Below are 11,323 nucleotides of genomic sequence, written 5' to 3'. Positions count from 1 at the left end.
TTTCACAGCACGTCCCGGCTCACGGTAAGCGACCGCCCCTCCATCCGCGCCCGAGTCCAAAGCTCGTTCGCTAATCCTTATTGTACTGTCGCGATATCGATTAAGGTAAGTTTTTGTATGTCTGTATTTTCCAGGCTTGTGATAAGCGCCTGCGCCGTATCCATGGCTGTCAGCACGTTCACTCCTGTCTCGATTGCATTTCTCCGGATGATGAATCCATCCCGGGAGTGGTCAGCTCCCTGAGCGGGGATATCAATGACCAGGTCGATCTCGTGTCCCAGGATCAGATCCAGGAGGTTTGGGGACTCCTGCTCGATCTTGCGGACCGGTATCGCCTTGACTCCCGCTTCGTTCAGCGCCCTGGCTGTTCCGGCGGTGGCAAAGATGCGGTATCCGATGGCGGCAAATCTTCTTCCGATCTCTGCTGCATCCTGATGGTCTTCGTCACGGACGGTCATGATCATATTTTTGAACTTCGGCAGTTTGATTCCGGCTCCGATAAATGCTTTGTAAAGCGCCTCTCCAAATGTCTTCGCGATTCCCAGACATTCTCCGGTGGACTTCATCTCCGGGCCCAGACTGATGTCGGCTCCCCGGATTTTTTCAAATGAAAATACAGGCATCTTGATGGCAATGTACTCGGCCTCTTTCTGGAGTCCGGGGGTGTATCCCAGTTCTCTGATCTTCCCGCCGATGATTACTTTTGTCGCCAGCGGTACGATCGGGATTCCGGTTACCTTGCTGATATATGGCACTGTCCGGCTGGAACGTGGATTGACTTCGATTACATAGACGTCCTCATCCCCGCATACGATAAACTGAATATTTATCAGGCCGATGACATGGAGGGATTTGGCTAATCTTCTTGTGTACTCGGCAATCTTGTCTTTTACCGCCTGGCTCAGGCTCTGTGCAGGATATACGGAGATGCTGTCTCCGGAATGGATTCCCGCGCGCTCAATATGCTCCATGATCCCAGGTATCAGAATATCTTCCCCGTCACATACGGCATCAACCTCTATTTCCTTGCCCTGCAGATATTTATCTACAAGAATCGGGTGGTCCTGTGCGATTCTGTTGATGATTCCGATAAATTCGTCGATGTCGTGATCGTTGATGGCAATCTGCATTCCCTGGCCGCCCAATACATAGGAGGGTCTCACCAGAACCGGATAGCCCAGCCTGTTTGCCACTTCTTTTGCCTCTTGCGCCGTATATACGGTACCTCCGGTTGGGCGCGGGATCTGACACTGTTCCAGAATCTCGTCGAACAGCTCCCTGTCCTCAGCCTTGTCTACATTCTCGGCGGAGGTTCCCAGGATCGGCACCCCCATCTTCATCAGGCTTTCCGTCAGCTTGATGGCTGTCTGGCCGCCGAACTGCACGACCGCACCGTCCGGCTTTTCTATATCTACGATGCTTTTTACATCCTCTGGGGTCAGCGGCTCAAAATACAGCTTATCCGCAATATCAAAGTCTGTGCTGACAGTTTCCGGATTGTTATTTACAATAATCGTCTCATAACCTTCTTTTGAGAATGCCCAGGTACAATGCACGGAACAGAAGTCGAATTCGATTCCCTGTCCGATGCGGATCGGGCCGGATCCAAGCACCAGGACTTTCTTTCTGCCTCTGGTCTCTTCCACCTCATTTTCTCTTCCATACACAGAGTAGTAGTACGGCGTCGCGGCAGCAAACTCTGCGGCACAAGTATCTACCATCTTATAGGAAGCTACAATGCCGTTTGCATGGCGCATATCGTGGATTTCCTCTTCGCTCCTGCCTGTCAGGGCTGCGATCACCTGATCCGGAAATTCTATCCTTTTTGCCTCTCTGAGAAGTTCCGGGGTAAGTTTCTCTGACTTCAGTGACTCCTCCATCTCAACAAGAATGGCCAGTTTATCAATAAACCAGAAATCAATCATCGTGATCTCATGGATCTGCTCATAAGTCATGTTTCGGCGGATCGCCTCTGCAATTCGCCAGATACGCATATCGTCTACAATCGCAAGCTGCTCCCTGAGCTTGTCATCTGAAAGTCCTGTGAAATCATAGGACATCAGGCTGTCAACGTGCTGTTCCAGAGAGCGGATCGCTTTCATCAAGGCGCCCTCAAAGTTGTCACAGATGCTCATAACTTCTCCGGTCGCCTTCATCTGCGTTGTCAGCGTCCTCTTGGCGCTGATGAATTTATCGAAGGGAAGCCTTGGAATCTTTACCACACAGTAATCCAGCATCGGCTCGAAGCTTGCATAAGTTTTACCGGTTATAGCATTTTTAATCTCATCCAATGTATAACCCAGCGCGATCTTCGCCGCAACTTTGGCAATCGGATAGCCGGTCGCTTTGGATGCCAGAGCAGAGGAACGGCTGACACGCGGATTCACCTCGATTACACAGTATTCAAAGCTTTCCGGATTGAGTGCATACTGTACGTTGCATCCCCCCGTGATATTCAGCTCGCTGATGATATTCAGGGCAGATGTACGCAGCATCTGATACTCTTTATCCCCCAGTGTCTGGGATGGGGCAACCACGATACTGTCACCTGTATGCACACCCACCGGATCAATATTCTCCATGTTGCAGACCGTGATACAATTCCCCTTGGAATCCCGCATCACCTCGTACTCGATTTCCTTCCAGCCTGCGATGCAGCGCTCTACCAGAACCTGTCCCACACGGGAGAGGCGCAGGCCGTTTTCCAGGATTTCCACCAGCTGCTCCGAATTCCGGGCAATTCCGCCGCCGCTTCCTCCCAGTGTGTATGCGGGGCGGAGTACGACAGGGTATCCGATCTCATTGGCAAATGCAAGGCCGTCCGCAACATTCTCCACAACAAGGGACGCAGCCACGGGCTCGCCGATCTTTTCCATTGTGGCCTTGAATTCCAGGCGGTCCTCCGCCTTTTTAATCGTCTCTGATGTAGTTCCGATCAGGCGCACGTTATTCTCTTTAAAGAATCCGGCCTCGTCCAGCTCCATTGCCAGATTCAGGCCTGCCTGCCCTCCCAGCGTCGGAAGTACACTGTCAGGCCGTTCCTTCCTGATCAGCTGTTCCACAACTTCTACGGTAAGCGGTTCAATATACACCTTATCGGCTATATCTTTATCGGTCATGATTGTTGCCGGATTGGAGTTCAGCAGCACAACTTCAACCCCTTCTTCCTTTAAGGAGCGGCATGCCTGTGTCCCCGCATAATCGAACTCTGCGGCCTGTCCGATAATAATAGGCCCCGAACCGATGACTAATACTTTTTTGATACTGTTATCCTTTGGCATTATTTCGCTCCTCCCATCATTTCCATAAATCTGTCAAACAGGTAACCCGAGTCCTGCGGTCCCGGGCAGGCTTCCGGATGAAACTGCACGGTAAAGATATTCTTCCCCTGATATTGCAGACCTTCATTTGTTTCATCATTGACGTTGACAAATGCGGGCGCAGCGATCTCCGGATCCACGCTTTTATCATCCACCACATAGCCATGGTTTTGTGAAGAAATATACACGCGTCCCGTCCGAAGGTCCTTGACAGGATGGTTGCCGCCGCGGTGGCCGTACTTCAGCTTATGTGTGGCCGCACCAGTAGCAAGAGCCATCAGTTGATGCCCCAGGCAAATCGCAAAAATAGGAATATCGGTATGGTATAATTTTTTGATTTCTTCGATAATAGAAGTGCAGTCTGCAGGGTCACCAGGGCCGTTAGAAAGCATGATGCCGTCAGGATTTGCTGAAATGATTTCCTCTGCAGTTGTGCTGGACGGATAAACAGTCACTTCACAACCACGTTTATTTAAAGAATTGGCTATATTATTTTTGGCGCCCAGATCGAGGAGTGCTACTTTCTTCCCGCTTCCTTCCAGCACATACTTTTTACTGCATGTCACTTTAGAAACAACATCTCCCACCCTGTAGGCCTTTAGTTTTGGAAGAATCTCTTCCAGGCAGTAATTTTCATTCGTGGTAATCATCCCGTTCATGGTGCCTTTTTCCCTTAATATCTTCGTAAGGGCACGGGTATCCACATCCGCAATCCCCGGAATATCCTGCTTTTCAAGAAAATCCTGGATCGTTCCTTCACACCTGAAGTTGCTTGGCATCCTGGACAGTTCCCTCACGATGTATCCGTCCGGCCATGCCTTTTGGGATTCCATATCCGGTGTTATGCCGTAATTCCCGATTAACGGGTATGTCATAACGACGGCCTGTCCCGCGTAAGAAGGGTCAGTCAATACTTCCAAATACCCTGTCATGGAGGTATTAAATACGATTTCACTTATCATCTCTTTTTTCGAACCAATGCTTTTTCCTGAAAACACGGTTCCGTCTTCCAATATCAGAAACGCTTTCATCTGTTCACCTATTCCCTTCCTGTATTTCGCCGCCCCGTAAGCCCTGTAAACAGCGCCCGTAAAAGCAACAAACAGAATCTCATTTATTTTACATGACAAAGGCACTCTTGGAGTCTTTCAATCCAGAGCGCCCTCGTTCTCAAATTGTAAAGATTATACTACATTTAAAAACAGATTTCAACAAAATTTTTAAACAACATTCTGTAACAATTTTCCGGAAAATTATTGATAGTTCCAGAAAATCGTGATCTTATTCATCGTCTCATCCTCTATATAGGTATACTGCACAGATTCAAGTCCGTAGTATTCCAGCAGATTCTGGGCCGCTCTCTGAACCAGGTCGTTCAGGATACTGTCATGTGCCTCCTGATAGAGTGTATCATTTGCAAACTTACAGGTAAAAGAATCCGCCCTGCTGTAGATGGTGTCATTCATATCCTTCAGCAGCTGGTCCGGCTGATATTCCTCGTAGTACATGCCGTTGAGTTTATAATAGTTCAAATCCATGGAACTGCAGGGCGGATAGCCCACTGTCGTATCCATGGTATGGTTTTTCATGATTTCCGCATCGCTGCAGCAAAGATAATCATAATTAATACTTTGCTCCGGCAAATTTTCCCCGCTCTCGGTCTCCAGGAATACCGGATCCCCGAAAGTAACATCCATTTGATAGTATTGCCCGTCACACTTCACGATATTCCATGCATGCGCTCCCTGTCCGGGAATCGTTCCGGTTACATAGATACACTCGATGCCTGTCTTCTGCAGAAGATACTGAGCGGCGCGGGAATATCCCGCACATACGGATGCCTTCCCCGCCAGGGCACTGTATATGTTCTGATTGTCAGGGGCCTCCATATTATAGTCCACAGTATTTACCAGATATTCGAAAATGTATTTGATCTTATCATATTCCGAAGCGTTCCCGTCAATCCCTTCAAAGCATGCAGAGACAGCCTCATCAATCTGTGCCTGCTTCTGTGTCCGCTCCTCCTGTGTGCAGGTATATACAGGCTGTACTTCAGAATAGTCCGCATAGCTGGTCACCTGCATCTCCCCGGTACACCAAAATATCTCCGGCCTGTCGCTGAAAATAAACTGGCACACCTTTTTGAGCACCTCCACATCGGGTGAATGCATATAGATGGCTTCGTTAAAGTCCATCATCCCCTGATAAAGCTCCTTATACAGGTTCTGTTCCGTTTCCGGGAGCTGCCGGTAATAGTAGCCCTGTGCCACATCGTCTTCCGGTATTCTAACTTCCTCAAAGGGAACACTTGTGCTTTTCTCCACCTGGACCTTCACCGTCTCAATCACTTCTTTTGTGGACGCAAAAAGGCCTGGGAGCTGCTGAAAAGCCACTGCTCCCAAACCTGTAAAAATGCCTGTCAGAATGAATATTCCGGCTACGACCGGCCATTTTCTTCTTTTTTTCCTTCTTCCTGCCATAATCCTTCCCCGTTCTGCCGCTTCCCCACACCTGTGCGATCCCCGCCGTTCTTACAAAGGGAGCCCTGGCTCCGCCGGTGCGGCGGGAGAGCAGCTTAAAGAAGAGACCTGAACAGAGCTGCAATGTCCTCTACGGAAGTCTCCTTCGGATTCCCCGGCCTGCAGGCATCCGCATATGCCGATTCAGACAAAAACGCAATGTCCTCCTCTTTGGCAATGCCTTTGAGGTCTGCCGGGATTCCGACATCTGCAGATAGCTTTTTCACTGCATCCACTGCCGCCCTGCGGTACTCTTCCTGTGTCATATTTTCGGTTCCTTCCACACCCATGGCTTTTGCGATCTCCCTGTACTTCTCTCCTGTAGCATCTGCATTGTACTCCATAACCGTTGGGAGCAGAATCGCATTCGCAACTCCATGCGGCGTGTCATAAAGTGCGCCCAGCGTATGTGCCATAGAATGCACAATTCCCAGCCCTACATTGGAGAATCCCATCCCTGCCACATACTGTCCAAGCGCCATGTCCGCTCTTCCCTCCGGCGTATTGTCGACTGCGCCTCTCAGGGAGCGGGCGATAATCTCAATAGATTTTAAGTGGAACATATCTGATAATTCCCATGCTCCGGCCGTAATATACCCCTCAATTGCATGTGTCAGCGCATCCATGCCCGTGGATGCTGTCAGCCCCTTCGGCATGCTGGACATCATGTCCGGATCAATCACTGCCACGATCGGGATATCGTGGGGGTCAACACATACAAACTTTCTGTTCTTTTCAACATCTGTTATCACATAGTTAATCGTAACTTCCGCTGCTGTACCGGCTGTTGTCGGAACCGCAATAATCGGCACACACTTATTTTTCGTGGGTGCGGTGCCTTCCAGGCTTCTGACATCCTCAAATTCCGGGTTGTTGATGATGATACCTACCGCTTTGGCTGTATCCATAGAAGATCCGCCGCCAATTGCAATGATATAGTCCGCACCGGAGGACCGGTACGCAGCGACTCCCGTCTGCACATTCTCAATGGTCGGATTGGGCTTAATATCTGAATAAAGTTCATACGCCAGATCATTTGACTCCAGCACATCCAGCACCTTCTGTGTAACCCCAAACTTCACCAGATCCGGATCAGAACACACAAATGCCTTCTGAAATCCCCTGGCCTGAACTTCAGCCGCAATATCATTGACCGCCCCTGCTCCATGGTAAGATGTTTCATTCAAAATAAATCTGTTTGACATAGCACATATCCCCTTTACATTTTATAGATTGCCTTGCAGCATCATTTATTGTTATAATTATAACAACCTGAAACATACAGAGACAAGTTACAAAATGGCGTCTATGTAACATTTATTCTTACAATACCAGATCCTATTCATCCTGCAAATCAGGCTGCAGTTCAGAGAGCAGTTCTTCCAACGGCTGCGGGAGCGCCTGTATGAGCAGATCTGCCATCTTCTCCGGAGCCAGATCCATATTTCTCCTGGCCCACCGGGCAGTCATATAGATGGAACCTCTGCAGTACATCTCCAGCAGAAAGCAGATATCCTCATCCAGCGGTTTTTTCGTCTTCTTTTCTATGATATTCTTATAAAACTGCAATATGCATTCATAGTCATAAGCAACCAGGGAATTGTAATCCTCCGACTGAAAAGCTGCTGCAAAGAAAGTCTGTTCGTTTTTGATAAACCAAAACTTTTTCTCAAGCCCCTCCCTTAAGGTCATGCTGACACCCATCTGCAAAAAAGACTTCTTAGCAAGACGTTCAAAATGCCAATTCACCAGATCATATTTATCCAAAAAGCAGCGGTAAAAAGTCTGTCTTGTCATACCGCTCTTTTCTACAATCTCTTTCACCGTTATCTTATCCAACGGTTTCGCGCCCATCAGTTCTGTCATGGCCGTCACGAACTTTTGTTTCGTCCTATCCCCATTATCCATGCTTTTCACCTCTATATAAATTATAGTTTAGGATCCCCTAAACTTCAAGGTTGTTGTATCATAAATCATCCAATAAATATATTCTGATCAAGTTATGTGTTTCTTTCCGTCACACATAACTCTCACCCTTAACAACATTTTAATTCTCACAGCCCATATTTTATGGTATGATAGCAGAAAGGAGTGATACAAATGATGCATGTATTTTATTGTATAAAATGCAAAAGATACCATTATACAAACAATCAGTCGCACGCAAACTGCTGTGGAGAACAAATGTATTATGTAGACGTGGATTTCACTGAATTTGTCAGAATGAACCGTGAAGAACGTGCAAGCTTCTTACAGCTTTATTCTCTTGCAGAATAAGGCTGTATTTCTGCATATTTACCTTAATTCTGCACACACTATCATAAAAAGTGCAAGGAGGTTGTAATATGAGAGAAATCAAAATGCCCTCAAAGACAGCTGAAGAAAATGAATACGATAACCATAACATTCCCGAAATCGATCTGCCGGGAAAAGCAAGCGTAGGAAACATCATCCCCGATGAAGTTCCGCGGCGCGACGGGGATTAAGTAAGGGGGACGCTAAGTAAAGCAGGAGGCAGAATTGCCCCGGGGCAGGGTGTGGTATTTCCGGGCACTGTCCGTTTACTTAGAATCCGTAGCAGAAAAAAAGAGGCTGCTGATGGAACCAGCCTCTTTTCTTCTGCAAGGGCTTCTAGCGCGCACTCTATGCGCCCGGAAACACCACACCCAACCAATTCAATCCGCCTCCCCCGACCGGAATCCCCGCCGGTAAATTCATACCCCCGGCCGGATGCAAGCAGCCGCCGGAACCGGACATAGGTGTGGCTGGAGGCGTAGCTGCGGTTGTTAGCTGGAGTTAAGTAAAATAGAAGGAAAACCGGGGCAAAAAATGTAATCTCCAAATTACATTTTTTCCTGGGCCCAGCGCGCGAACCCATCAAGGGTTCGGGTGATGTGCCCAGGCTGCCCCGGTTTTCCTTCTATTTTACTTTACTCCAGCTTACAGCCGCAGCCCCGTCTCCAGCCACACCTATGTCCGGTTCCGGCGGCGGACTATACACCTGCCTCTCCCGCAAGAATTCACCCCAATTCCGCAATACGTGATACTCCTACGTAGATTTCTGATATTTTGTACCAGGTTCTATAGTCCACGGTTCCCGTCTGCGGAAGGCCGAACACGGACTGGAATTTTTCTACGGTTGCAGCCGTTGCCGGCCCGTATATTCCGTCTGCATCGATTTTAGGAATGGCGGGATATGCCCCGGCTATGACGTTAAGCTGTTCCTGCATCTGCCTGACTTTGTCGCCGCTGGAGCCGATCTCCAGAGTGTAGCCCGGCCAGGAGGAGGGGACTCCGGATATTTCCTGGGCGGTGTTGATATACATGTCGTCTCCGTAATAATAACGCAGAATCTCGATCGGGCTGTAGCCCTGCTCCCCGAGCGCCATTGACCCCCACTGTGTCATCCAGTTTGGACAGGTTACCCTGCGCCCGTCGCAGTACTGTGTCAGGATCGGCTGCCTTACATTAGGTCTGGACAGATAATCTGCAAATAACTCATCTACGATCACGGAGATTGTATCATAAAAATTTCTCTCCGGAATCCATTTGTGGTCAAATGCTGTGGAGGATGTGATCGTGAAATCATATCCTTTATTACGGTACCATTCTGTGTACACACGGTTCAGAGTAAAGGACATAATAGCCAGGACATTTGCCCGGATCGTATCTGCCGGCCATGTGGCGTAGATTTCACTGGATGCTACATTTTTGATGTAATCTTTATATTTTACATAATAATTCTGTGCGGTAGTGTCCCGGGGAGAACCGTCATGGACGATAATAAATTCCGGCACTACCACTCTGCTCAGTACGATTTCACCGGTCTCGTTAATCGGTTTTATTTCCTCCTCTGCTATCTTTGGGGGATATTCGCCGTATAATGTATGTGCGGGTATTACAAAAACCTGTTCATTCTCCCGGGTCTGGTCATTTGGCCTGAGCGCCACGTTCTGTATTGCTCTTACATCCGGCAGAATCTCTGTCCCCGCAATGCTCATGGGTTCAAACCCCGGTGCGCTGATATCCAGTGTGTATTCGGAGTAGGGCTGGTACTCAACCGTCGGATTCAGGCTGTACTCCAGGGGAGGCGCATCCAGATCCAGTACATCGGTCTGCCCGGACGCATCCGTATTCACCTGCTCCAGTGTACTCTCCGGAACTCCGGTATAAGATATCGATATTGTCGCCCCGGTAACAGGAAGTGCCGTAATCTCTGATGTAACGTTAATCTGCAGCTGCCCTTTGTCTACAGCATTATTCTGCATTGCTCTTAAAGAAGTCATATATTCCCTCGCAAAAAATTCATCTCTATTATATATATGCGCCGGAATTTAAAATGTGCCTGCGGGCAAAACAGGGAAATTGCCGTCAATAAAAATACGCCCCGGAAAAGACACCCGCTGTTTACCGCGCGTATCTTTTCCGAGGCGTTCACGCTTATCTCGTCAAAAAATATTCCGTATATCATTGAACAGGACTACGACCATAAGAACCATCAGCAGTGCAAAGCCTGCAATGTGCACCATACCTTCCTTCTCCGGGGGCACACGTTTGCGCCGTACGGCCTCAACGATCAAAAATACCAGTCTGCCGCCGTCCAGAGCCGGAATCGGCAGCAGGTTCATCACTCCCAGGTTGGCCGACAGCAAAATAGCAATGTTCAGCAGATTCAAGATAACCGTTGCCGCACCCGAAGGAGCCGCCTGCTTGTATGTGTCATCCACAAAATTTACAATCCCCACAGGCCCCGACATCTGCTTGATTCCGATCTGCCCGGTAACAAGCATCCTGAGGCAGTCAAACGTATAATTTACCCAGTACCGCAGCGTGTACGCTCCGTACTTGACAGAATCAACCAGACCGGCCTTTGTATTTGCTGTGCTGCCACGGATTCCCATCCGTTTCATGCTGTCCCCCTCTAGCTGCCTGGGTACAATCGTGGCCGTATACTCCTGCCCGTCTCTTTCGTATGTGACCTCCACGGAATCTGCATCTCTGTTCATCATATTAAAGAGACTGACCTCTCTCCATAGATGAATATCCTTTCCATTCAAACCCGTAATGACATCGCCCTCCTGAAGCCCCTGCTCCATGGCTGAGTATCCCGCATCCACACCCTGGACTACCGGAGCATCATACCCGATCCAGGCCACCAGAATGACAGAAAATATCAAAGCCATAATGAAGTTGAACACCGGGCCTGCCGCAATTACAGAAATCCTTGCCCAGACAGACTTGCTGTTAAAGCTGCCCTCCGTCAGATCATCCGCATCATCTTCCCCCATCATGCATGCCCCGCCAAATGGCAGAAGCTTCAGGGAAAACTTTGTCCCTCTGAATTCTTTTCCTATGATTGTAGGACCAAGTCCCAACGAAAATTCGTCCACGCGTATGCCATTAAGCTTCGCCAGGGTAAAATGTCCCAGCTCATGGAATATAATGACCACGCTGAACAGAAGTATTGCTAAAATTATCCCCATA

Annotated in this window: 9 protein-coding genes; 2 read left to right on the top strand and 7 right to left on the bottom strand. The window is 48.6% G+C overall.

Annotated features, from left to right (window positions below; genetic code table 11):
• Positions 1–77 precede the first annotated feature (77 nt).
• The 5 genes from carB to GKG43_RS19060 form a co-directional block, all read right to left on the bottom strand.
• Positions 78–3,281 carry a carbamoyl-phosphate synthase large subunit gene (gene carB / locus GKG43_RS19080; RefSeq protein ID WP_129879666.1) on the bottom strand — a complete coding sequence of 1,068 codons (3,204 nt, stop codon included), beginning with the start codon at positions 3,279–3,281 and terminating at the stop codon, positions 78–80.
• A complete protein-coding gene (locus tag GKG43_RS19075; RefSeq protein WP_050638957.1) occupies positions 3,281–4,351 on the bottom strand; it encodes a carbamoyl phosphate synthase small subunit in 1,071 nt (356 codons plus the stop codon). The genes carB and GKG43_RS19075 overlap by 1 nt, the downstream gene beginning before the upstream one ends.
• A 222-nt stretch (positions 4,352–4,573) precedes the next feature.
• Positions 4,574–5,800 (bottom strand): transglutaminase domain-containing protein, encoded by a 1,227-nt coding sequence (locus tag GKG43_RS19070; protein WP_055154904.1) that lies wholly within the window; start codon positions 5,798–5,800, stop codon positions 4,574–4,576.
• Between the two features lie 95 nt (positions 5,801–5,895).
• Positions 5,896–7,044 (bottom strand): lactaldehyde reductase, encoded by a 1,149-nt coding sequence (fucO, locus tag GKG43_RS19065; protein WP_055154905.1) that lies wholly within the window; start codon positions 7,042–7,044, stop codon positions 5,896–5,898.
• A 133-nt stretch (positions 7,045–7,177) separates the two neighbouring features.
• On the bottom strand, positions 7,178–7,747 hold the full coding sequence (locus tag GKG43_RS19060) for a TetR/AcrR family transcriptional regulator C-terminal domain-containing protein (RefSeq protein WP_050638658.1): 570 nt from the start codon (positions 7,745–7,747) through the stop codon (positions 7,178–7,180).
• Positions 7,748–7,939: 192 nt separating this feature from the next.
• Here GKG43_RS19060 and GKG43_RS22990 point away from each other — a divergent pair, with 192 nt between their 5' ends.
• Together GKG43_RS22990 and GKG43_RS19055 are read left to right on the top strand one after the other, a co-directional pair.
• The gene (locus tag GKG43_RS22990; protein WP_167702518.1) at positions 7,940–8,116 is read left to right on the top strand and encodes a hypothetical protein; all 177 of its coding nucleotides are present in this window, start codon (positions 7,940–7,942) and stop codon (positions 8,114–8,116) included.
• A gap of 68 nt (positions 8,117–8,184) precedes the next feature.
• Positions 8,185–8,325 (top strand): hypothetical protein, encoded by a 141-nt coding sequence (locus GKG43_RS19055; RefSeq protein ID WP_154253377.1) that lies wholly within the window; start codon positions 8,185–8,187, stop codon positions 8,323–8,325.
• A gap of 534 nt (positions 8,326–8,859) precedes the next feature.
• On the opposite strand, the gene GKG43_RS19050 is transcribed toward GKG43_RS19055, so the two are convergent.
• A complete protein-coding gene (locus tag GKG43_RS19050; protein WP_050638660.1) occupies positions 8,860–10,125 on the bottom strand; it encodes a peptidoglycan-binding protein in 1,266 nt (421 codons plus the stop codon).
• A 162-nt stretch (positions 10,126–10,287) separates the two neighbouring features.
• Entirely contained in the window at positions 10,288–11,322 is a 1,035-nt protein-coding gene (gene rseP / locus GKG43_RS19045) for an RIP metalloprotease RseP (RefSeq protein WP_050638661.1), read from the bottom strand.
• Position 11,323: the final 1 nt, after the last annotated feature.

This window comes from Eubacterium sp. BIOML-A2 (genome assembly GCF_009680135.1).
GTDB lineage: Bacteria > Bacillota > Clostridia > Lachnospirales > Lachnospiraceae > Faecalicatena > Faecalicatena contortus_B.
The sequence above is the reverse complement of the archived record's forward strand: the minus strand, read 5'-3'. Positions and strand labels throughout refer to the sequence as shown.

What these genes read in the sequence shown, in the direction of transcription:
- GKG43_RS19050 (WP_050638660.1), bottom strand. Translation starts at nt 10,125, where the DNA reads ATGACTTCTTTAAGAGCAATGCAGAATAATGCTGTAGACAAAGGGCAG.
- GKG43_RS19060 (WP_050638658.1), bottom strand. Translation starts at nt 7,747, where the DNA reads ATGGATAATGGGGATAGGACGAAACAAAAGTTCGTGACGGCCATGACA.
- rseP (WP_050638661.1), bottom strand. Translation starts at nt 11,322, where the DNA reads ATGGGGATAATTTTAGCAATACTTCTGTTCAGCGTGGTCATTATATTC.
- GKG43_RS19075 (WP_050638957.1), bottom strand. Translation starts at nt 4,351, where the DNA reads ATGAAAGCGTTTCTGATATTGGAAGACGGAACCGTGTTTTCAGGAAAA.
- GKG43_RS19070 (WP_055154904.1), bottom strand. Translation starts at nt 5,800, where the DNA reads ATGGCAGGAAGAAGGAAAAAAAGAAGAAAATGGCCGGTCGTAGCCGGA.
- fucO (WP_055154905.1), bottom strand. Translation starts at nt 7,044, where the DNA reads ATGTCAAACAGATTTATTTTGAATGAAACATCTTACCATGGAGCAGGG.
- GKG43_RS19055 (WP_154253377.1), top strand. Translation starts at nt 8,185, where the DNA reads ATGAGAGAAATCAAAATGCCCTCAAAGACAGCTGAAGAAAATGAATAC.
- carB (WP_129879666.1), bottom strand. Translation starts at nt 3,281, where the DNA reads ATGCCAAAGGATAACAGTATCAAAAAAGTATTAGTCATCGGTTCGGGG.
- GKG43_RS22990 (WP_167702518.1), top strand. Translation starts at nt 7,940, where the DNA reads ATGATGCATGTATTTTATTGTATAAAATGCAAAAGATACCATTATACA.